The organism is Kitasatospora sp. NPDC094016 (assembly GCF_040304045.1).
GTDB lineage: Bacteria > Actinomycetota > Actinomycetes > Streptomycetales > Streptomycetaceae > Kitasatospora.
The window spans coordinates 111,893-133,457 of the sequence record NZ_JBEOUK010000004.1 but is presented as its reverse complement, the minus strand read 5'-3'; the positions used below and the strand labels follow the sequence as shown (position 1 = coordinate 133,457).

General features: G+C 70.9%; 23 protein-coding genes. 2 read left to right on the top strand and 21 right to left on the bottom strand.

All coding sequences use genetic code 11. The features are described from left to right. Nucleotides 1-43: 43 nt before the first annotated feature. The 4 genes from tsaE to ABT015_RS05830 form a co-directional block, all read right to left on the bottom strand. Nucleotides 44-541, bottom strand: coding sequence for a tRNA (adenosine(37)-N6)-threonylcarbamoyltransferase complex ATPase subunit type 1 TsaE (gene tsaE, locus ABT015_RS05845; protein ID WP_350877144.1), 498 nt, complete (start codon nucleotides 539-541; stop codon nucleotides 44-46). Nucleotides 542-637: 96 nt separating this feature from the next. Further along, complete coding sequence (locus tag ABT015_RS05840; protein ID WP_350877142.1) at nucleotides 638-1,831, bottom strand: alpha/beta fold hydrolase; 1,194 nt, start codon at nucleotides 1,829-1,831, stop codon at nucleotides 638-640. Further along, nucleotides 1,828-3,027 (bottom strand): alanine racemase, encoded by a 1,200-nt coding sequence (alr, locus tag ABT015_RS05835; protein WP_350877140.1) that lies wholly within the window; start codon nucleotides 3,025-3,027, stop codon nucleotides 1,828-1,830. The genes ABT015_RS05840 and alr overlap by 4 nt, the downstream gene beginning before the upstream one ends. Before the next feature lie 173 nt (nucleotides 3,028-3,200). Then, on the bottom strand, nucleotides 3,201-4,676 hold the full coding sequence (locus ABT015_RS05830) for an NAD(P)H-hydrate dehydratase (RefSeq protein ID WP_350877138.1): 1,476 nt from the start codon (nucleotides 4,674-4,676) through the stop codon (nucleotides 3,201-3,203). Between the two features lie 173 nt (nucleotides 4,677-4,849). Here ABT015_RS05830 and ABT015_RS05825 point away from each other — a divergent pair, with 173 nt between their 5' ends. Next, entirely contained in the window at nucleotides 4,850-5,407 is a 558-nt protein-coding gene (locus ABT015_RS05825) for a Uma2 family endonuclease (RefSeq protein WP_350877136.1), read from the top strand. Between the two features lie 33 nt (nucleotides 5,408-5,440). Here ABT015_RS05825 and glmS read toward each other — a convergent pair whose 3' ends face one another. Then, the gene (gene glmS, locus ABT015_RS05820) at nucleotides 5,441-7,297 is read right to left on the bottom strand and encodes a glutamine--fructose-6-phosphate transaminase (isomerizing) (protein WP_350877134.1); all 1,857 of its coding nucleotides are present in this window, start codon (nucleotides 7,295-7,297) and stop codon (nucleotides 5,441-5,443) included. 99 nt (nucleotides 7,298-7,396) lie between these two features. On the opposite strand from glmS, the gene coaA reads away from it, so the two are divergent. Beyond that, nucleotides 7,397-8,392, top strand: coding sequence for a type I pantothenate kinase (coaA, locus tag ABT015_RS05815; protein ID WP_350877132.1), 996 nt, complete (start codon nucleotides 7,397-7,399; stop codon nucleotides 8,390-8,392). Between the two features lie 61 nt (nucleotides 8,393-8,453). On the opposite strand, the gene glmM is transcribed toward coaA, so the two are convergent. The 16 genes from glmM to rplO form a co-directional block, all read right to left on the bottom strand. After that, a complete protein-coding gene (gene glmM / locus ABT015_RS05810; protein WP_350877130.1) occupies nucleotides 8,454-9,818 on the bottom strand; it encodes a phosphoglucosamine mutase in 1,365 nt (454 codons plus the stop codon). A 165-nt stretch (nucleotides 9,819-9,983) separates the two neighbouring features. Next, nucleotides 9,984-10,493, bottom strand: a complete 510-nt coding sequence (rpsI, locus tag ABT015_RS05805; RefSeq protein ID WP_350877128.1) for a 30S ribosomal protein S9 — start codon at nucleotides 10,491-10,493, stop codon at nucleotides 9,984-9,986. Between the two features lie 45 nt (nucleotides 10,494-10,538). Then, nucleotides 10,539-10,982 carry a 50S ribosomal protein L13 gene (gene rplM / locus ABT015_RS05800; RefSeq protein ID WP_030055846.1) on the bottom strand — a complete coding sequence of 148 codons (444 nt, stop codon included), beginning with the start codon at nucleotides 10,980-10,982 and terminating at the stop codon, nucleotides 10,539-10,541. A gap of 234 nt (nucleotides 10,983-11,216) precedes the next feature. Then, entirely contained in the window at nucleotides 11,217-12,875 is a 1,659-nt protein-coding gene (locus ABT015_RS05795) for an ABC-F family ATP-binding cassette domain-containing protein (protein ID WP_350877126.1), read from the bottom strand. A 41-nt stretch (nucleotides 12,876-12,916) separates the two neighbouring features. Further along, nucleotides 12,917-13,828, bottom strand: coding sequence for a tRNA pseudouridine(38-40) synthase TruA (gene truA / locus ABT015_RS05790; protein ID WP_350877124.1), 912 nt, complete (start codon nucleotides 13,826-13,828; stop codon nucleotides 12,917-12,919). Between the two features lie 76 nt (nucleotides 13,829-13,904). Further along, the gene (gene rplQ, locus ABT015_RS05785) at nucleotides 13,905-14,390 is read right to left on the bottom strand and encodes a 50S ribosomal protein L17 (protein ID WP_350877122.1); all 486 of its coding nucleotides are present in this window, start codon (nucleotides 14,388-14,390) and stop codon (nucleotides 13,905-13,907) included. A gap of 127 nt (nucleotides 14,391-14,517) precedes the next feature. Continuing rightward, nucleotides 14,518-15,540: a DNA-directed RNA polymerase subunit alpha gene (locus ABT015_RS05780; protein WP_030232516.1), complete on the bottom strand. Its 1,023-nt coding sequence runs from the start codon at nucleotides 15,538-15,540 to the stop codon at nucleotides 14,518-14,520. Between the two features lie 146 nt (nucleotides 15,541-15,686). Continuing rightward, nucleotides 15,687-16,094, bottom strand: a complete 408-nt coding sequence (rpsK, locus tag ABT015_RS05775; protein WP_030232513.1) for a 30S ribosomal protein S11 — start codon at nucleotides 16,092-16,094, stop codon at nucleotides 15,687-15,689. Nucleotides 16,095-16,166: 72 nt separating this feature from the next. Next, entirely contained in the window at nucleotides 16,167-16,547 is a 381-nt protein-coding gene (gene rpsM / locus ABT015_RS05770) for a 30S ribosomal protein S13 (RefSeq protein WP_148644398.1), read from the bottom strand. Nucleotides 16,548-16,725: 178 nt separating this feature from the next. After that, nucleotides 16,726-16,839, bottom strand: a complete 114-nt coding sequence (gene rpmJ, locus ABT015_RS05765) for a 50S ribosomal protein L36 (protein ID WP_003956441.1) — start codon at nucleotides 16,837-16,839, stop codon at nucleotides 16,726-16,728. Between the two features lie 32 nt (nucleotides 16,840-16,871). Continuing rightward, entirely contained in the window at nucleotides 16,872-17,093 is a 222-nt protein-coding gene (gene infA, locus ABT015_RS05760; RefSeq protein ID WP_014047798.1) for a translation initiation factor IF-1, read from the bottom strand. Nucleotides 17,094-17,298: 205 nt separating this feature from the next. Beyond that, a complete protein-coding gene (mscL, locus tag ABT015_RS05755; RefSeq protein WP_350877119.1) occupies nucleotides 17,299-17,724 on the bottom strand; it encodes a large conductance mechanosensitive channel protein MscL in 426 nt (141 codons plus the stop codon). A gap of 152 nt (nucleotides 17,725-17,876) precedes the next feature. Continuing rightward, complete coding sequence (map, locus tag ABT015_RS05750) at nucleotides 17,877-18,716, bottom strand: type I methionyl aminopeptidase (protein ID WP_063348975.1); 840 nt, start codon at nucleotides 18,714-18,716, stop codon at nucleotides 17,877-17,879. A 108-nt stretch (nucleotides 18,717-18,824) separates the two neighbouring features. Then, nucleotides 18,825-19,478, bottom strand: coding sequence for an adenylate kinase (locus ABT015_RS05745; RefSeq protein WP_350877116.1), 654 nt, complete (start codon nucleotides 19,476-19,478; stop codon nucleotides 18,825-18,827). Next, a complete protein-coding gene (gene secY, locus ABT015_RS05740; RefSeq protein ID WP_350877114.1) occupies nucleotides 19,478-20,788 on the bottom strand; it encodes a preprotein translocase subunit SecY in 1,311 nt (436 codons plus the stop codon). Before secY ends, ABT015_RS05745 begins: the two co-directional genes overlap by 1 nt. Before the next feature lie 322 nt (nucleotides 20,789-21,110). Beyond that, entirely contained in the window at nucleotides 21,111-21,563 is a 453-nt protein-coding gene (gene rplO, locus ABT015_RS05735; protein WP_255752515.1) for a 50S ribosomal protein L15, read from the bottom strand. Nucleotides 21,564-21,565 lie beyond the last annotated feature (2 nt).

The following is a 21,565-nucleotide window of genomic DNA, read 5'->3' as shown; positions in this document are numbered from 1 at the left end:
CCGACAGCCCGTCGGCAAAACGGCGCACACCCGGGTGCGGGCCTCAGCCGAGCGCCTCCAGCGCGACACCCGCCCAGCGCGGACCGAGGCCGGTCAGCACCACCCGGCGCGGGTCCAGGTCGTCCTCGTCGACGGCGTCGCCGAGGGCGCGCTCGATCCGCACCTCCAGCCGGTCCTCGGACAGCCGCTCGACCTTGCCCTCGCCCCACTCGACCACGACCACCGACTCCGGCAGCGAGACGTCCAGGTCGAGGTCCTCCATCTCGTCCAGGTCCCCGCCGAGCCGGTACGCGTCCACGTGCACCAGCGCCGGGCCGCCGACCAGCGACGGGTGCACCCGGGCGATCACGAAGGTCGGCGAGGTCACCGCCCCGCGGACCCCCAGCCCCTCCCCCAGGCCCCTGGTCAGCGTGGTCTTCCCCGCTCCCAGTTCACCGGAGAGCAGCACCAGGTCCCCGGGCCGCAGCAGCGCGGCCAGCTCCCGGCCGAGCCGGCCCATCCGCTCCGGGGTGGGGACGGTGAGAGTGGCGTGCGAGCCCATGCGCGTGTCTTGCCCTTCGGTCCGTACCGGCGTGCCGACCGCCGGCCGCCACCGCTACCGTGCCACATCGCCGGCCCCGCGCGCGCCGGGAAGGGGTCAGGAGCCGTCCAGGGCCGCCGGGGGCGGCTCGGCGGCGGCGAAGTCGGCGGCCCGGCGCAGCAGCGCCACCAGCTCGTGGTCGACCAGCTCAGGGCGCTCCAGCATCACCAGGTGCCCGGCGCCCTCCACCAGGACCAGCTCCGCGCCGGGCAGCCGCGCGACCATCGCCTCGCTGTGCGCCGACGGCGTCAGCAGGTCCTTGGTACCCGCCAGCACCAGTGTCGGCAGGCCGCTCAGGGCAGCGAGCGCCGCGTACTTCTCGTGCGTGCCGAACACCGGGTAGAACTCGGCGACCACGTCGATCGGGGTGGCGTCCAGCAGCTGCTCGGCGAACCGCACCACGCCCGGGTCGACGTCCCGCCCGCCGAAGGAGAACCTCCGGTAGAAGACGGCGGCGACGTCCGCGCCCAGCCGCCGGCTCGCCTCCACCAGCTCGACCTGACGGCCCAGCAGCCGCATCATCCCGGGCGCGACCTTCTTGAACAGCTTCGCGCCGGCCGACGGCAACCCGAGGCTGACCTCGTTCCAGTCCCCCGCCAGCGTGCCGATCAGCGCCACCCCGGCGACCCTCTCCCGGAACAGCTCCGGGTGCTGGTCGGCCAGCGCCATCACCGTCATGCCGCCCATCGAGTGGCCCACCAGCACCAGCGGCCCGGTCGGCGCGACGGCGTCGATCACCGCCTTCAGATCGCCGCCCAGCTGGTCGATGCTGGCCGGCTCACCGGTCAGGTAGGAGCGGGAGCGCTCGGAGCGGCCGTGGCTGCGCTGGTCCCAGAAGACCAGCCGCAGTCCCTCGCGCAGCGCGGCCCGCTGGAAGTGCCAGCTGTCCTGGTTGAGGCAGTAGCCGTGGCAGAACACCACGGTCAGCGGCTCGGGGCCGGAGGTGCCGCCGTCCGGCTCGGGGCCGGTGCCGTCCAGCTCGACGTACAGCTCGGTGCCGTCCGGCGCGGCCACCGTCCGCGGGCGCCCGCGCAGCGAGCCGTACGGGGCTTCGGCGTCCAGCTCGGCCCGGGCCCGGCGGCGGGTTGCCCGGCCGACGGTCAGCCGCTCTATCGCCACCCCGGCGGCCGCCCCGGCCGCCAGCACGCCGACCGAGATCCCGATCACACCGGCCCGGCTCACCCCGGAGGCCGCGCCGGCCGCCTTGGCCACCGCCGCGACCGGGCCGTTCTCGGCCGGTCCCTCCGTCATGCGCCCGCGCCCTCGGTGCGGCTGCCGCCCAGGTAGCGGCGCGGGACCCGGGCGCCGATCCGGGTCACGATCTCGTACGAGATGGTGCCGCAGGCCCGGCCCCAGTCCTCGGCGGTCGGCTCGCCCTGCTCGCCGTTGCCGAACAGCAGCACCTCGTCGCCGATCGCGGGGGTGTCCCCGCCCAGGTCCACGACGAACTGGTCCATCGCCACCCGGCCGGCGATCGTGCGCCACTTGCCGCCGATCTGCACCGGGCCGGTACCGCTGGCGTGCCGCGGGATGCCGTCGCCGTAGCCGACCGGGACCAGGCCCAGCGTGGTCGGGCCCGGCGTCACGTAGTGGTGGCCGTAGCTGACCCCGTGCCCGCCCGGAACGTGCTTGACCAGCGCCAGCCGCGCGGTCAGCGCCATCACCGGGCGCAGCCCGAAGTCGGCCGGCGACCCGACCTCCGGCACCGGCGACAGCCCGTACGCGGCCAGGCCGGTGCGGACCAGGTCGAAGTGCGACTGCGGGAGCAGCAGGGTGGCCGGCGAGTTCGCCAGGTGCCGCACCTCCGGGCGCAGCCCGGCGGCCTCGGCTCGGGCCAGCGCCGCGTGGAAGGAGTCCAGCTGGGCCTGGATCGACGGGTGGCCCGGCTCGTCGGCGGCGGCGAAGTGCGACCAGACGCCGACGACGGTCAGCAGCCCCTCCGCCTCGGCGCGGCGGGCGGCGGCCACCAGGTGCGGCCAGTCGTGCGGCTGGCAGCCGTTGCGGCCCAGACCGGTGTCCGCCTTCAGGTGCACCCGGGCCGGGATGCCGGTCTCCCGGACGGCCGGCAGCAGCTCGTCCAGCGCCCACTGGCCGCTCACCGAGATGTCGATGCCCGCGCGCAGCGCCTCCCGCCACGGCCCGCCCGGCGTCCACAGCCAGCACAGCACGCGGGCCTGCTCCGGGCGGATGCCCGCGGCCCGCAGTGCCAGCGCCTCCTCGGGCGTCGCGCAGCCGAGCCAGCCGACCCCGTTCGCGACCGCCTCGCGGGCGCACTCGACGGCGCCGTGGCCGTAGGCGTCCGCCTTGACCGCGAGCATCACCGCCGAGCTGCCGACACGCTCGCGCAGCGCGGCGAGGTTGCCGCGCAGGGCGGCCAGATCGATGGTCGCCTCGGCCCGTACGCCGTCGGTCAGGGTGGCCGTGCCGGTCGTGTTCGCAGTTGTCATCAGGGTCAGTCTCCCAGACATCCCGGAGTCCTCGCCGAACGGCCCGTCCGTGCGTCGGCCGGTGCCGGGGGCCCCGGCACCGCGCCGACCTGCGGCGCACCGCTCGTCACCCTGTTCCGGACGCCCACGGAGGAGTGATCGGTTCCGCACCGCCCACCCCGCCCGCCCCGGGCCTACGCCTCCCGCACCGCCCGCCACACCGCGGGCAGCGCCTGCGCCACCGCCGGCGCCGTCACCGGCGCGCCCGGATCGCCCGCCGCGTGGCGGCCCGCCAGGCCGTGCAGGTAGGCGCCCACCGACGCGGCGTCCAGCGGTGACAGGCCGGCCGCCAGCAGGGAGCCCGCCAGGCCCGCCAGGACGTCGCCGCTGCCGGCGGTGGCCAGCCAGGACGTGCCGGTCGGGTTGACCCGGACGGCGCCGCCCGGGTCGGCGATCACCGTGGTGGAGCCCTTGAGCAGGACCGTGGCCCGGTAGGCGGCCGCCAGCCTGCGGGCGGTGGCCAGCCGGGCGGCGGCCAGCGAGTCGGCGGGCGGCGGCGCGGTGCCGTCGGCGCCCGCGAGCAGCCGGGCGGCCTCGCCGGTGTGCGGGGTGAGCAGGGTGGGGGCCGTCCGGCCGGCCAGCGCGTCCGGGCCGAGCCGGGCCAGCTCGGTCAGCCCGTCCGCGTCCACCAGGACCGGGACGTCGCTCGACAGTGCCTCGGCCAGCGCCTGCCGCGCCCCCTCGCCGCCGCCCGGCCCGACCACCCAGGCCTGCACCCGCCCGGCCCCGGCCGGCCCGCCCTCGGTGACCAGCACCTCCGGGAAGCGCCGCACCACCTCCTCGGCCGCCGTGCCGACGTACCGGACGGCGCCCGCGCCGCCGTGCAGCGCCCCGGCGACCGCCAGCAGGGCCGCGCCCGGGTACGTCGCCGAACCGGCCGCCACCCCGACCACGCCCCGCCGGTACTTGTCGCTCTCCGCGCCCGGCAGCGGCAGCAGCGCCGCCACGTCCGCGTGCTGCAGCGCCGTCACCTCCGGCGCGGGCGGCTCCAGTCCGATCCCGACCAGCTGGACGGCGCCCGCGTAGGAGGCGCCCGGGTCGACCAGCAGGCCCGGCTTGTACGTGCCGAAGCAGACCGTGACGTCCGCGCGCAGCACCTCGCCCGGCACCTCGCCGGTGTCGGCGTCGACCCCGCTGGGCAGGTCCACGGCCACCACGACCCCGCGCCGCCCGGCCCGCGCGTACGGCCGGGCCCCGTCCCGCAGCCCGCCCCGGCCGCCGATGCCGACGATGCCGTCCAGCACCAGGTCGGCGCGCGAGAAGTCGGCCAGGCCGACTTCCTGATCCAGCACCACCCGCCCGCCGGAAGCCCGCAGCGCGGCCAGCCCACCCGCGTGCGCACGCTCCGGCGCGAGCAGCACCGCCGTCACCCGCGCGCCCCGCCGGGCCAGCGCCGCCCCGGCGTACAGGGCGTCACCCCCGTTGTCCCCGCTGCCGGCCAGCACCACCACCCGACTGCCGTACACCCGCCCCCGACGCCCCGCCAGCAGCCGGGCACAGGTCGCCGCCAGCCCGGCGGCCGCCCGCTGCATCAACGTCCCCTCCGGCAGCCGCGCCATCAGCGCGGCCTCGGCGGCCCGGACGGTTTCCACAGGATGTGCATGACGCATGGGGAGAACTCCTTCAGCGGTCGCGGGCTACCCGCCGACGCTAGCCCGCGTCACCGCCCCACGGGCCGGGCCTGCGGCACACTTTCGAGTGACACCCACTTCGTTCCCCTGCCGGTGTCGGTCCGTACGCCTACCTTGTCGCTCGGCACGGACCCACAGGAGGGAGAAGGGCCATGGTCGCCATGCCGGCAATCGAGCACCCGCTGGGCGAGGACAGCCTCCTCCAGGCGTTTCTGGAGCTGGACACCCCGCTGGGAAGCAAGGCTGAATTCATCGAAGGGGAGATCGTCGTGACGCCGCCGCAGGACGGAGCCCACGAGACCGCGTTCTCGCTGCTCAACCGTCAGTTCATGCGCAAGGTGGAGGCTGAACTGGACATCTCCGGGAACAAGGGGCTGGTCACACCCAAGGGGCGCTTCCTCCCGGACGGCACGGTCAGCCCGGCCGGTCACTTCGAGCATGCGGATTCGTGGGCCTCCGCAGAGGGAGTCCTCCTGGTCTTCGAGATCACCTCGACCAACCCGTACAAGGACCGCGAGCCGAAGCGCAAGGGCTACGCCGCTGCGGGCATCCCCTGCTACCTGCTGATCGACCGCACCGCCGGCAAGGTCACCCTCTTCACCGCGCCCGAGAACGGCGACTACACGGCCCACACCCGGACCGACTTCGGCAAGCCGGTCGACCTGCCCGCCCCCTTCTCCTTCACGCTCGACACGGCGCCCCTGCGGTAGGGCACAGCCACCGCAGGGACGCCGTGAGCGCTACTACTCGACGGTGACCGACTTGGCCAGGTTGCGGGGCTGGTCGACCTCGTGGCCCTTGGCCGTCGCCAGCTCGCACGCGAAGACCTGGAGCGGCACGGTGGAGACCAGCGGCTGGAGCAGGGTCGGGGTGACCGGGATGCGGATCAGGTGGTCCGCGTACGGGACGACCGCCTCGTCGCCCTCCTCCGCGATCACGATGGTGCGGGCGCCACGGGCCCGGATCTCCTGGATGTTGGAGACGATCTTGTCGTGCAGGATCGACCGCCCGCGCGGCGAGGGGACGACCACGACGACCGGCAGCCCCTCCTCGATCAGCGCGATCGGGCCGTGCTTGAGCTCGCCCGCCGCGAAGCCCTCGGCGTGCATGTACGCCAGCTCCTTGAGCTTGAGCGCGCCCTCCAGGGCCACCGGGAAGCCGACGTGACGGCCGAGGAACAGCACCGAGCGCGCGTCGGCGAGCGAGCGGGCCAGCTCGCGCACCGGCTCCATGGTCTCCAGGACCTGCTCGACCTGCTTGGGCGCGTCGCCGAGCTCCTTGATGACGGCGAAGATCTCGTCGCCCCACTTGGTGCCGCGCACCTGGCCCAGGTAGAGGGCGACCAGGTAGCAGGCGACCAGCTGGGTCAGGAATGCCTTGGTGGAGGCGACGGCGACCTCGGGGCCGGCGTGGGTGTACAGCACCGCGTCCGACTCGCGCGGGATGGTGGAGCCGTTGGTGTTGCAGATCGCCAGCACCTTGGCGCCCTGCTCCCGGGCGTGCCGCAGGGCCATCAGGGTGTCCATGGTCTCGCCGGACTGGGAGATGGCGATGACCAGCGTGCCCGGGCCCATGATCGGGTCGCGGTAGCGGAATTCGGAGGCGACCTCGACCTCGCAGGGGATGCGGGTCCAGTGCTCGATCGCGTACTTGGCGATCATGCCGGCGTGGAAGGCGGTGCCGCAGGCGACGATGACGACCTTGTCGACCGAGCGCAGGTCCGCGTCGGAGATGCGCAGCTCGTCGAGGATGAGCCGGCCGTCGGTGCCGATCCGGCCGAGGAGGGTGTCGGCGACGGCCTTCGGCTGCTCGGCGATCTCCTTGAGCATGAAGTAGTCGTAGCCGCCCTTCTCGGCGGCCGAGGCGTCCCAGTCGACGTGGTACTCGCGCACGTCGGCCGGGGTGCCGTCGAAGTTGGTCACCGTGACGCCGTCCCGGCGCAGCTCGACGACCTGGTCCTGACCCAGCTCGACGGCCTCGCGGGTGTGCTCGATGAACGCGGAGACGTCGGAGGCGAGGAAGTTCTCGCCCTCGCCGCGCCCGACCACGAGCGGCGAGTTGCGGCGGGCGCCGACGACCACGTCCGGCGCGTCGGCGTGCACGGCGACGAGGGTGAAGGCGCCGTCGAGGCGGCGGCAGACCACTCGCATGGCCTCCGCGAGGTCGCCGTCGTAGGCCTCGCCGAGCAGGTGCGCGACGACCTCGGTGTCGGTCTCGGAGCGGAGGGTGTGGCCGCGCTCGGCGATCTCGGCCCGCAGCTGGGCGAAGTTCTCGATGATGCCGTTGTGCACCACGGCCACCCGGAGGTGGTCGTCCAGGTGGGGGTGGGCGTTGGCGTCCGTCGGGCCGCCGTGGGTGGCCCAGCGGGTGTGGCCGATGCCGGTGGTGCCGCCGGGCAGAGGGGTCTCGGCGAGCGACTTCTCCAGGTTGGCGAGCTTGCCGGCCCGCTTGTCGGTGACCAGACTCCACTGCCCGTCGGAGTCCTGCGCCTGCACCGCGACACCGGCCGAGTCGTAGCCCCGGTACTCCAGTCGCTGCAGGCCTGCGATTACTACGTCGAGGGCGGACTGCGCGCCCACGTATCCAACAATTCCGCACATGCGTGCCAGCATAAGGGCGGTTCTGAGGCCCTTTTCCCGATTGCCGCGAACAGTGCGTGACCGACACCACAACCACGGTGAACGCCGCCACGGCTCACAATGGAGCATGTGCTGACCGAACTCTGTACGCGGGGCGCCGCCACGCCCGGCCCGTCGCCGTCCCCCTACGTGGACCTCAGTCGGGCCGAGTGGAGCGCACTGCGCGAGCGTACGCCGCTGCCGCTGACCGCCGAGGAGGTGGAGCGGCTACGCGGCCTCGGTACCGCCCTCGACCTGGACGAGGTCCGCGACGTCTACCTGCCGCTGTCCCGGCTGCTGAACCTGTACATCCACGCCACGCACGAGCTGCGCGGCACGCTGGGCACCTTCCTGGACACGCCGGACACCGAACGCACCCGCACCCCGTTCATCATCGGGGTGGCCGGCTCGGTCGCGGTCGGCAAGTCGACGACGGCCCGCCTGCTCCAGGCCCTGCTCGCCCGCTGGCCCGAGCACCCGCGGGTCGAGCTGGTGACCACCGACGGCTTCCTGCTGCCCAACGCCGAGCTGCGCCGCCGGGGCCTGATGGCCCGCAAGGGCTTCCCGGAGTCGTACGACCGCCGGGCGCTGATGCGCTTCGTCGCGGACGTGAAGGCGGGCAAGGAGCGCGTCACCGCGCCGGTGTACTCGCACCTGGTGTACGACATCGTGCAGGGCGAGCGGCTCACCGTGGAGCGCCCGGACATCCTGATCGTCGAGGGCCTGAACGTGCTCCAGCCGGCCCTGCCCGGCAGCGACGGGCGCACCCGTCTGGCGGTGGCCGACTACTTCGACTTCTCGATCTACGTCGACGCCCGCACCGACGACATCGAGCACTGGTACCTGGACCGCTTCCGCAAGCTCCGCGAGACCGCCTTCCAGGACCCGAACTCCTACTTCCGCCGCTTCACCGAGGTGCCGGAGGAGGAGGCGATGGAGTACGGCCGACAGGTCTGGCGCACCATCAACAAGCCGAACCTGCTGGAGAACGTGCTGCCGACCCGCGGCCGGGCGACCCTGATCCTCCAGAAGGGGGCGGACCACAAGGTCCGTCGGGCGCTGCTGCGCAAGCTCTGACACCGATGCGACAAAAGGGGCCCCGCCGACGGCGGGGCCCCTTCCGTCATGCCGGGCCCGTTCAGCCCAGGTGCGTCCGCACGGCCTCGGCCAGCCGCTGCGCGACGGACTCGGCCTGCACCGGGTCGGCGGCCTCGACCATGACCCGGACCAGCGGCTCGGTGCCGGACGAACGCAGCAGCACCCGGCCGGTGGAGCCCAGTTCGGCCTCGGCCTCGGAGACGGCGGCGGCCAGCTCGACGCTGGTGTTCACCCGGCTCTTGTCGACACCCCTGACGTTGATCAGCTGCTGCGGCAGACGGGTCATCACGGCGGCCAGGTCGGCCAGCGGCTGCTTGGTGGCGGCCAGTCGGGCGCCCAGCATGAGGCCGGTCAGGGTGCCGTCGCCGGTGGTGGCGTGGTCGAGCAGGATGACGTGGCCGGACTGCTCGCCGCCCAGCGCGAAGCCGTGCTCCTTCATCGCCTCCAGCACGTACCGGTCGCCGACGGCGGTCTCCACCAGGTCGACGCCCTCGCGCTCCATCGCCAGCTTGAAGCCGAGGTTGGACATCACGGTGGCCACCGCGGTGTTGCGGCGCAGGGTGCCGGCGTCCTTCATGGCGACGGCCAGGATGGCGATGATCTGGTCGCCGTCCACCTCGTTGCCGTCCGCGTCGGCGGCCAGGCAGCGGTCGGCGTCGCCGTCGAGGGCGATGCCGAGGTCGGCGCGGTACTCCGTCATGGCGGCCCGCAGCCGGTCCAGGTGGGTGGAGCCGACGCCGTCGTTGATGTTGAGGCCGGTGGGCTCCGCCCCCAGGGTGTGGACGACCTCGGCGCCGGCCCGGGCGAAGGCCTCGGGGGCGACGTAGGCGGCCGCGCCGTGGGCGCCGTCGATGACGACCTTGATGCCGTCGAGGCGGTTGGGCAGCACGCCGATCAGGTGGGCGACGTACTTGTCGAAGCCCTCGGTGTACTCGCGCACCCGGCCGACGGCGGCGCCGGTCGGGCGGTTCCAGTCCTCGCTGCCGAGCGTGTGCTTGCGGTAGTGGGTCTCGATCGCGTCCTCGATGCGGTCGTCCAGCTTGTGGCCGCCGCGGGCGAGGAACTTGATGCCGTTGTCGGGCATCGCGTTGTGGCTGGCGGAGAGCATCACGCCGAAGTCGGCGCCGAGCGCGCCGGTGAGATACGCCACGGCCGGGGTCGGCAGCACGCCGACCCGGAGCACGTCGACGCCGGCGCTCGCCAGGCCGGCGATGACAGCGGCCTCCAGGAACTCGCCCGAGGCGCGCGGGTCCCGGCCGACCACCGCGACCGGCCGGTGGCCCTCGAAGGCGCCGGCCTCGCCGAGCACATGGGCCGCCGCGACCGACAGCCCGAGCGCCAGCTCGGCCGTCAGGCCCTCGTTGGCCACCCCGCGCACGCCGTCCGTACCGAAGAGTCGTCCCACTGTCCCGTCCTCCATCACCACTGCTCGGAACCCAACCGATGGCACCCGGCCGCCGCACGATAGCCGGGGAACACGTCGCCCCGGAGTACACGTGGTACTCCGGGGCGACGGTTCGCGCAACCAGGGGGTGCGCCGCCAGGGCGGACCGCACCCCCAGGGACGCGATTAGCGCTTGCTGTACTGCGGCGCCTTGCGGGCCTTCTTGAGACCGGCCTTCTTGCGCTCGACGGCGCGGGCGTCACGGGTCAGGAAGCCGGCCTTCTTCAGCGCGCCGCGGTTGTTGTCCACGTCGGCCTCGTTCAGGGCACGGGCAACGCCGAGGCGCAGCGCGTAGGCCTGGCCGGAGACGCCGCCACCGCTGATGCGGGCGACGACGTCGTAACGGCCGTCAAGCTCGAGGAGCTTGAAGGGCTCGTTCACGGTCTGCTGGTGCACCTTGTTGGGGAAGTAGTTCTCCAGGGTGCGACCGTTGATCTTCCACTGGCCGGTGCCGGGGACGATGCGCACGCGGGCGATCGCCTCCTTGCGACGGCCGAGGCCGGCGCCCGGGATGGCCTCGCCGAAGCGGCCGGCCAGCGACTCGGAGGTGTAGCTCTCCTCGGAGGTGTACTCGCCCTCGACGGCCTCAACGGCCTCGTCGAAGTCGACCTCAAGGGTTTCAGTGGTCTCGGCCACGGTGTTCCTCAGCTCTTTTCAGTGTTGGGGGGCTTGGTGGCCGAATTACTGCGCGACCTGGGTGATCTCGAACGGCACCGGCTGCTGGGCAGCGTGCGGGTGCTGGTCGCCCGAGTAGACCTTCAGCTTCGAGAGCATCTGGCGGCCCAGGCTGTTCTTGGGGATCATGCCCTTGATGGCCTTCTCGACGGCCTTCTCCGGGTTGTTCGCCAGCAGGTCGTCGTAGCGCACCGACCGCAGACCGCCCGGGAAGCCAGAGTGGCGGTAGGCCAGCTTCTGGGTCTTCTTGTTACCGGACAGGTGCACCTTGTCGGCGTTGATGATGATGACGAAGTCACCAGTGTCAACGTGCGGCGCGTAGATCGCCTTGTGCTTACCCCGGAGGAGGTTGGCGGCCTGGGAAGCCAGACGGCCGAGCACGACGTCGGTCGCGTCGATGACGTGCCACTGACGCTGGACGTCGCCGGGCTTGGGGCTGTACGTACGCACGGTCGTAGCCTTCGCTTTTCAGTGAGTGAGTCCTGACAGGAGCACCTGGGACGGAAGAGCAGCCTGGCCACCCTTGGACGCAATTCAAGGGGGACCGCTGGTCGTCGAACCTGATGTCTCCGGCGTACCGACCTCTCACGTGAGATAGAGCGAGCCAATACGCACATCAAGCGTCCAGGTTACCGGGCGGGCGGGTGGGGGTCAAAAATCGGCTTCCCCCACCCCCGCCGTCACTCAGCGTTCGCGCTCCACCCGGCTGACGTCCCAGACCGGCTCGGGCGACTCGTAGACCCGGCCGTCGGCGCCGAACACCAGGTAGCGGTCGAAGGTCTTCGCGAACCAGCGGTCGTGGGTGACGCACAGCACGGTGCCGTCGAAGGCCTCCAGCCCGGCCTGCAGCGCCTCGGCGCTGTCCAGGTCCAGGTTGTCGGTCGGCTCGTCGAGCAACAGGGCCGTCACGCCGGAGAGTTCGAGCTTGAGGATCATCAGCCGGGCCTGCTGCCCACCGGACAGCGACTCGAACTTCTGCTCCTCCTGCCGGTCCAGCTCGTAGCGGCGCAGCGCGCCCATCGCGGCGCTGCGGCTGAGCGCGTGCTCCTCCTCGACGATCGAGCGCACCGTCCGGCCGAACAGCTCCGGGTGGGCGTGGGTCTGCCGGAAGTGGCCGGGGACGACCCGGGCGCCGAGCTTCCAGGTGCCGGTGTGCGCGACGCTCTCGTCGCCCGCCAGCAGCCGCAGGAAGTGCGACTTGCCGGAGCCGTTGGAGCCGAGCACGGCGACCCGCTCGCCGTAGAACACCTCCAGGTCGAAGGGCTTCATGAGACCGGTGAGCTCCAGCTGCTCCACGGTGAAGGAGCGCACACCGGTGCGCCCGCCCTTGAGCCGCATGGTGATGCTCTGCTCGCGCGGGGGCTCCTCCGGGCGGCCGGCCTCCTCGAACTTCTTCAGCCGGGTCTGGGCGGCGGCGTAGCGGGTGGCGAGCGCGTGGCTGACGGAGGCCGCCTGGCGCAGGGTGACGACCAGCTTCTTGAGCTTGGCGTGTTCCTCGTCCCAGCGCCGGCCCAGCTCCTCGAAGCGCGCGAAGCGGTCCTTGCGGGCCTCGTGGAAGCTGTCGAAACCGCCGCCGTGCACCCAGACGCTGCTCCCGGCCGCGCCGGACTCGACGGCGATGATCTTGTCGGCGGCCTCGGAGAGCAGCTCGCGGTCGTGCGAGATGAACAGGACGGTCTTCGAGGTGGCCTTGAGGGCCTCCTCCAGCCAGCGCTTGCCCGGGACGTCCAGGTAGTTGTCGGGCTCGTCGAGCAGCAGCACCTCTTCGGGGCCGCGCAGCAGCGCCTCCAGGACGAGCCGCTTCTGCTCCCCGCCCGAGAGGGTGTTCAGGCCGCGCCACTGGGCCTTGTCGAAGGGCATCCCGAGGGCCGCCATGGTGCAGACGTCCCAGTCGGTCTCGTAGTCGTAGCCGCCGACGTCGGCCCAGTCGGAGAGCGCCTGGGCGTAGGCCATCTGGGTCTTCTCGTCGTCCTGGGCGATCATCGCCAGCTCGGCGGCGTCCACCGCGCGGGCGGCGACGGCGATCCGCTCGGGGGCGACGGACACCAGCAGGTCGCGGACCGAGGCGTCCGGCGCCAGCGCGCCCGGGGTGGCCCGCTCGTCCTCGCGGCCGGTGGTGCCGACGAACTGGCGCATCACGCCGAGCCCGCCGCTGATCGTCACCGTGCCGCCGTGCGGCTGGAGGTCCCCCGCGATCATCCGCAGCAGGGTGGTCTTGCCGGCCCCGTTGGCGCCGACCAGGGCGACCGCGGCGCCCTCGCCGACCCGGAAGGACGCGTCGTCGAACAGCACCCGCCCGTCCGGCAGGTAGTACTCCAGGTGCGAAATCTCGACGTGTCCCATGCGGACGATTGTCCCAAGCCGACGCGCCCGGCCCAAACGGATTACCCGACGGGCGGCTGACCGGGCAGTGTGCGCAGCCGCCTGGCCTGGCGGTTGCGCTCGGCGAGCTGGTCGTCCGCCGGGTAGCCGACTTCCTCAAGGGTGAGCCCGTACGGCCGGATCACGTTGACGGCCGAGTTGCGGACCCCGCCGGCCAGCACCTCGCCGGGGAACTCCACCGGCCGGTGCCCGTCGCCGACCAGCAGCATCGCCCCGACCAGCGCCCGGACCATGTTGTGGCAGAACGCGTCGGCGCGGACGGTGGCGACCGCCAGCGAGCCCTCCTGGGAGGCGTAGGAGTCCACCGGGACGCGGTCCCAGTGCAGCTCCAGCAGGGTGCGGATGGTGGTGGCGCCCTCGCGCTTCTTGCAGTACGCGGCGAAGTCGTGCTCGCCGAGCAGCAGCTTCGCGGCCTCGTTCATCCGGTCGACGTCCAGCGGGCGGTCGTGCCAGAGCACGTGCCCGCGCAGCAGCGGGTCGACCCCGCCGGGGTGGTCGGCGACCCGGTAGGCGTAGCGGCGCCAGATCGCCGAGAAGCGGGCGTCGAACCCGGCCGGCGCCTCGCCGACCCGGTAGATCCGGATGTCCCCGGGCAGCCGGCCGGCCAGCCGGCGCAGCAGCTTCTCGCGGTGCGCCTCCCACAGCTCGGCCGGCAGATCGACGTGCGCGACCTGGCCGCGGGCGTGCACCCCGGCGTCGGTGCGCCCGGCCACGGTCAGCGGGAACAGCTCGGGGCTGCGGGTGACGATCCGCAGCGCGCTCTCGATCTCCTCCTGGACCGTCCGGCGGCCGCCGCGCTGGCGGGCCCAACCGGAGAACTCGGCGCCCTGGTAGGCGAGATCGAGCCGGACCCGGACGAACCCGTCGGCCGGGCCGTCCTTCACCGGCGGCTGCTCGGCGCAATCGTTGACCACAATCCACTCCAGACAGAAGGAACGGGCCCGCTCCCCCACGGATGGGAGAGCGGGCCCGTGACCACACCTAGCGGTGTCAGGCCTGCTCGGCCTCGACGGCCTCGTCGGCCTTGGCGTCGGCCGGAGCCTCGACCTTGGCCTCGGCCTCCTTGACGGCGCGCTTGGTGGCGCCCTCGGCCTCGCCGACGGCGGTCTGCGCGACGGTCAGCGCCTCGACCAGCTCGATCACGGCCATCGGGGCGTTGTCGCCACGACGGGGACCGATCTTGGTGATACGGGTGTAACCACCCGGGCGGTTCTCGTAGCGCGGCGCGATCTCGGTGAAGAGGGTGTGCAGCACGGCGATGTCGGTGATCGTCTTGCGCACCAGGCGACGGTTGTGGATGTCGCCCTTCTTCGCCTTGGTGATCAGCTTCTCCGCCAGCGGGCGCATCCGACGGGCCTTGGCCTCGGTCGTGGTGATGCGGCCGTACTGGAACAGCTCCCGGCACAGACCGGCGAGCAGCAGCGGCTCGTGGTGCGGGCCGCCGCCGAGGCGGGCACCCTTGGTGGGACGCGGCATGGATGACTCCTTGAATCTCCGACTACGGCCGTATCAGGTACCGCAGCGGGCGTCCGGGCACTGTTGCCCGGACGACTTTCACGACGACGGGGGCGGTTCGGTGGAACCGCCCCCGCGGCCAAATCTCTTAGTACTGCTCGGTCTCGGCGTAACCCGCGTCGTCCAGGTCGTCGGCGCCGAAGGCGTCGGCGGCGGCGGTCGGGTCGAACCCGGGCGGGCTGTCCTTGAGGGCCAGGCCCATGCCGGCCAGCTTCGCCTTGACCTCGTCGATCGACTTCGCACCGAAGTTGCGGATGTCGAGCAGGTCGGCCTCGGAGCGGGCGACGAGCTCACCCACGGTGTGGATGCCCTCGCGCTTGAGGCAGTTGTAGGAGCGGACGGTGAGTTCCAGCTCCTCGATCGGCAGCGCCAGGTCGGCGGCCAGGGCGGCGTCCGTCGGGGACGGGCCCATGTCGATGCCCTCGGCGTCGATGTTCAGCTCGCGGGCGAGACCGAACAGCTCCACCAGGGTCTTGCCGGCCGAGGCCATGGCGTCACGCGGACGCATGGCGGGCTTGGTCTCGACGTCGACGATCAGCTTGTCGAAGTCGGTCCGCTGCTCGACACGGGTGGCCTCGACCTTGTAGGTGACCTTCAGCACGGGGCTGTAGATCGAGTCGACCGGGATGCGGCCGATCTCCTGGCCGGAGGCCTTGTTCTGGACGGCGGAGACGTAGCCGCGACCGCGCTCGACGGTCAGCTCCATCTCCAGCTTGCCCTTGCCGTTCAGCGTGGCGAGGACCAGCTCCGGGTTGTGCACCTCGACACCCGCCGGCGGGGCGATGTCGGCGGCGGTGACGACACCCGGGCCCTGCTTGCGCAGGTACATCACGACCGGCTCGTCGTGCTCCGAGGAGACGACCAGCTGCTTGATGTTGAGGATGAGGTCGGTCACGTCCTCCTTGACGCCCGGCACGGTGGTGAACTCGTGCAGGACGCCGTCGACGCGGATGCTGGTGACAGCGGCACCCGGGATCGACGACAGGAGCGTGCGGCGCAGGGAGTTGCCGAGGGTGTAGCCGAAGCCCGGCTCCAGCGGCTCGATCACGAACCGCGAGCGGAACTCGTCGACGACCTCTTCGGTCAGCGAGGGGCGCTGAGCGATAAGCATGGGGGGTATTCCTCCAGTTGTCTTCGGCACCCACTATTTGATGCCGACAGGACCAAGCGTACGGGGTCCCGCGAACAGCGACGAATCACCGCGTGGGACCCCGTACGAAGGTTCAAAGCAGGTACTGCGAGCCCGAAGGCGCTGCGTCAGACGCGGCGGCGCTTCGGCGGACGGCAGCCGTTGTGCGGGGTGGGGGTGACGTCCTGGATCGAGCCGACCTCCAGGCCGGTGGCCTGGAGCGAGCGGATCGCGGTCTCGCGGCCGGAGCCCGGACCCTTGACGAAGACGTCAACCTTGCGCATGCCGTGCTCCTGCGCGCGACGGGCAGCGGCCTCGGCGGCCATCTGCGCGGCGAACGGGGTGGACTTGCGCGAGCCCTTGAAGCCGACGTGACCGGCGGAGGCCCAGGAGATCACGTTGCCCGCGGGGTCGGTGATCGAAACGATGGTGTTGTTGAACGTGCTCTTGATGTGCGCGTGGCCGTGAGCGACGTTCTTCTTTTCCTTGCGGCGGATCTTCTTCGCGCCGGCAGCCTGACGACCCTTGGGGGGCATAAGTCTGTTCTCCTACTGAGGTGGTCGGTCCGCTGACCCGCGGGCCGGAGGGATGTCCGGTGACGGGACGGACTACTTCTTGCCCGGCTTCTTCTTGCCGGCGATCGCGCGACGCGGGCCCTTGCGGGTACGCGCGTTGGTGTGGGTGCGCTGACCGCGGACCGGCAGGCCGCGGCGGTGACGCAGACCCTCGTAGCAGCCGATCTCGACCTTGCGGCGGATGTCGGCGGCCACCTCACGGCGGAGGTCACCCTCGACCGTGTAGTTGGCGTCGATGTACTGGCCCAGCTTCACGAGGTCTTCCTCGGTGATGTCGCGAACGCGGACATCCGGGTTGACACCGGTCTCGGCCAGGGTCTGCTGGGCGCGGGTACGGCCGATGCCGTACACGTAGGTAAGGGCGATCTCGATCCGCTTCTCACGGGGGAGATCAACGCCGGCGAGGCGTGCCATTCAAGGCTCCTGTGCTTTTTCAGAGGTCTTGCGTGCTACCTACTCCTTCGCCTCTCGACGATGGAGCCCCGGCCTCTGACCGGGGGTGGCAGTCCGTCCCTTCGTGGGGACGGATCGGGTAGCCCGCTTATGACGTTTTCGCGTCGCGCGAAGTACTACGAGAAATGCTGGGGAGAGATCAGCCCTGGCGCTGCTTGTGGCGCAGGTTGTCGCAGATCACCATGACCCGGCCGTGGCGGCGGATCACCTTGCACTTGTCGCAGATCTTCTTGACGCTCGGCTTGACCTTCATGTTCAGGTTCTCCGGGTCTAGATCTGACGTTCTTACTTGTAGCGGTAGACGATCCGCCCGCGCGTGAGGTCGTAGGGGCTGAGCTCCACGACGACCCGGTCGTCCGGCAGGATGCGGATGTAGTGCATGCGCATCTTGCCACTGATGTGCGCGAGGACCTTGTGACCGTTCTGCAGCTCGACCCTGAACATCGCGTTCGGAAGAGACTCGATCACGGTGCCCTCGATCTCAATGGCGCCTTGCTTCTTAGCCATGAACTGCGAGATCCACCTTCCGGGACCGGCTACCGTATGCGGCACGCTCGTGCGAACCTGGGTTCACCCCGCCCCCGAAGGGAAGAGGGCGTGCTGAAGCACGCTACGAGTGAGCCGACGGTCCATCCTACGCCAGCGCGTCCGGTGGGCCAAAACGAGGTCCCCCGAAGGCAGCCACCGTGACGTCCCGGCTGGTCCCGGCGGGTCAGAACCCGGCGGTGACGGTCAGCGGCTCGACGTGGGCGGTGCAGGCCGCGCAGCGGCGGGCGGCCTCGGGGATCTCGGTCAGGCACTCGGGGCAGGGCCGCTTGGGGGTCTTCACCTTCTTCGGCAGGTACCGCGCGGTCGCCTTGGTGACCGGCAGCACGACGCAGAAGTACAGCACCGCCGCGGTCATCACGAAGGCGATCAGCACGTTGAGGAACTGGCCGTACGGGAAGGTGACCCCGGCCACCGTCGCCTTGTACGAGCTGAAGTCGCCGGCCGCGCCCACCACCACGCCGACCAGCGGGGTGAGGAAGGCCGACACGAAGCCGGTCACCACCCCGGTGAACGCGGCACCGATGACGACACCGACCGCCATGTCGACGACGTTGCCGCGCATCATGAAGTCGCGGAATCCCTTGAGCACTGCACTCTCCCGATCGATCGAAGCCGCCGAAGCCGCTACTGAAGCCACTGCCAGCCGATAAAAATAGGACAAAAGCCCTGGAGGTCCAAACCCCCAGGGCCCTGATCCCTTGTCAGCAGCGGAAGTTGGCCGCTCGGCCGACCGCCACGAGACTAGCCAAGCGGGTCCGGGGCAGCGGTGATGCCCAGCTTCGCGAGCTCCGCCTTGCCGCCGTCGAAGGCCGTCAGGACCAGCGGGCCCTGCTCGGTGACGGCCACCGAGTGCTCCCAGTGCGAGGCCCAGGTGCCGTCGTTGGTGACGACCGTCCAGTCGTCCTCCAGCACGGCGGTGTGCGGGGTGCCCAGCGAGACCATCGGCTCGATCGCCAGCACGGTGCCGGGGATCAGCTTCGGGCCCTTGCCGCGGCCGCGCTCGACGTAGTTCAGCACGTGCGGCTCCATGTGCATCGCGGTGCCGATGCCGTGGCCGCCGTAGCCCTCGGTGATGCCCCACTTGCCCTTGGGGGGCAGCGGCTGGCGGCGGATGAAGCCCTCGATCGCCTTGGAGACGTCGACCAGGCGGTTGTTCTTCTTCATCTGGGCGATGCCGGCCCACATCGAGCCCTCGGTCACCCGGCTCAGCATCTCGACCTCGGGGCGCACCTCGCCGACCGCCACGGTGATCGCCGCGTCGCCGTGCCAGCCGTCCAGGATGGCGCCGCAGTCGATCGAGATGACGTCGCCCTCCTGGAGCACCCGGTCACCGGGGATGCCGTGCACGACCTCGTTGTTCACCGAGGCGCAGATCACCCCGGGGAACCACAGGCCGCCGTGGTCGGCGCGGAAGTTGGAGGTCGCACCGTGATCGGTGATGACCTTGTCCGCGATGTCGTTGAGCTCCTGGGTGGTCACCCCCGGGGCGACCGCCTCCCGGCAGGCCTTCAGCGCCTCGGCGACGACCAGCCCGGCCGCTCGCATCTTCGCGATCTGCTCGGGGGTCTTGATCTCCACCATCTGGTCACGCCTTCCACGTTCTGTTTGCCACTGCCTACCACCGTACGACGCCGTACGGCCGCGCCGCCCGGGATCGGGGAGCGCGGCCGTACGGCGTCGCCGGGAAACTCAGTTGTCCTGCTTCAGCGCCTCGATCGCGCGGCGGGTGACCTCGTCCACCTTGCCGAGGGCCGAGATGGTCGCCACCAGGCCCTGCTGGGCGTAGTAGTCGATGATCGGCTCGGTCTCCGTGTGGTAGACCTCCAGCCGGGTCCGCACCTTGTCCTCGGTGTCGTCCGAGCGCTGGTACAGCTCGCCGCCGCACTCGTCGCAGACGCCCTCGGCCTTCGGCGGGTTGTAGTCCACGTGGAAGACGTGGCCCCCGTCGTTGCGGCACAGGCGGCGGCCGGCGATCCGCCGGACCACCTCGTCCTCGGGGACCTCCAGGTCCAGCACGCCGTCCAGCTTGATCCCCTGCTCGGCGAGGAACTCGTCGAGCGCCTTGGCCTGGCCGAGGTTGCGGGGGAAGCCGTCGAGCAGGAAGCCGCCGGCGGCGTCCTCCTGGAGCATGCGGTCCTTGGCCATCCCGATGGTGACCTCATCCGGCACCAGGCGGCCCGCGTCCATGTAGCTCTTGGCCTCGAGCCCCAGCGGGGTGCCCTGACCGATGTTGGCGCGGAACAGGTCGCCGGTGGAGATGTGGGGAATGGACAGGGTCTTGGCGAGCAGGTGCGCCTGAGTACCCTTCCCGGCCCCGGGAGGACCAACGAGGACGATACGCATCAGCGGAGGAACCCTTCGTAATTGCGCTGCTGGAGCTGGCTCTCGATCTGCTTCACAGTTTCGAGTCCGACGCCGACGACGATGAGCACGCTGGTGCCGCCGAACGGGAAGTTGGTCTGCTGTCCGAAGGCGACCAGGGCGATCATCGGGATCAACGCGATCAGGCCCAGGTAGAGCGAACCCGGCCACGTGATTCGGGTCAGCACGTAGTTCAGGTACTCGGCCGTCGGTCGGCCGGCCCGGATGCCCGGGATGAAGCCACCATACTTCTTCATATTGTCGGCAACTTCTTCGGGGTTGAAGGAGATCGCGACGTAGAAGAAGGCGAAGAAGACGATCAGCAGGAAGTAGGTCGCCATGTAGATCGGGTGGTCGCCCTTGACGAAGTGCTGGGTGATCCACACCGCCCAGCCCGACTGGCTACCGGTCAGCTGGACCACCAGGGCCGGGATGTACAGCAGCGACGAGGCGAAGATGACCGGGATGACACCGGCCTGGTTCACCTTGAGCGGGATGTAGGTCGACGTGCCGCCGAACGCCCGCCGGCCGATCATCCGCTTCGCGTACTGCACCGGGATCCGGCGCTGGGCCTGCTCCACGAAGATGACCAGCATCACGACGATGATGCCGACCGCGACCACGGACAGGAACTCGACCCAGCCGCCACCGATGGTGCCGGAGCCCTTGATCGCCCACATCGAGGACGGGAACTGCGCGGCGATCGAGGTGAAGATCAGCAGCGACATGCCGTTGCCGATGCCGCGGTCCGTGATCAGCTCGCCCAGCCACATGATCACCGTGGTGCCGGCGGTCATCGTGATCACCATGACGGCGATCCGGAACACGCTCGTGTCCGGGACGATCTGGTTGCCCACGGGGCAGCCGGAGAACAGTGCGCCGCTGGAGGCCGTCGCCACGATGCCGGTGCCCTGGAGCACGGCGAGCGCGATGGTCAGGTAGCGGGTGTACTGGGTGATCTTCGTCTGGCCGGCCTGGCCCTCCTTCTTCAGCGCTTCCAGTCGCGGGATCACGACCGTGAGGAGCTGGAGGATGATGCTCGCGGTGATGTACGGCATGATGCCGAGCGCGAAGATCGTCAGCTGGAGGAGCGCGCCACCACTGAACAGGTTGACCAGCCCGAAGAGGCCGTTGTTCTTGGTGTCCTTCACACACTCGTTCACGGCCGTGAAGCTCACGCCGGGGATCGGAATGTGCGAGCCCAGGCGGAACAGCACCATGATGCCCAGCGTGAACAGCAGCTTCTTGCGCAGGTCGGGCGTCTGGAACGCCCGCGCGAACGCACTGAGCACGGTGCCTCCTGCGCCTCCCGCGCGTCGTCGGCGGGAGGGTCGGTCCTGAATGGGAGTTTTGGCGGTACGGGCTCCCGTACAGACGGCACAGGCGAGCCTACGCGCAGCCTACAAGGGAACTCCACGGACTCTAACAGTGCGCAGCCACTCGGAAGAAGCGCGTACCGCCCCTCCCCCACTCACGGGGTACGGGATGCCCGGGTTTGCCACACAAAAGAACGAGGACACGTCAACGGAATGCCCGGAAAACGCGATGTCCGGAAAACGCGCGAGCCCCGCACCTCCCGAAGGAGGTGCGGGGCTCGCACGGAAGTCAGCGGGCTCAGACGAGCTCGGTGACGGTACCGCCGGCGGCGGTGATCTTCTCGGCGGCGGAGCCGGAGACGGCGTCGACCGTCACCTGCAGCGCAACCGAGATCTCGCCGGTGCCGAGCACCTTGACGAGGGAGTTCTTGCGAACCGCGCCCTTGGCGACCAGGTCCTCGACGGTGACCTCTCCACCCTGCGGGTAGAGCTCGGCCAGCTTGTCGAGGTTGACGACCTGGAACGTGATCTTGAACGGGTTCTTGAAGCCCTTCAGCTTCGGCAGGCGCATGTGGAGCGGCATCTGGCCACCCTCGAAGCGCTGCGGAACCTGGTAGCGGGCCTTGGTGCCCTTGGTACCACGACCGGCGGTCTTACCCTTGGAGCCCTCACCACGACCCACGCGGATCTTGTCGGTCTTGGCACCCGGGGCGGGACGCAGGTTGTGGATCTTGATCGGGTTGTCGCCCATGA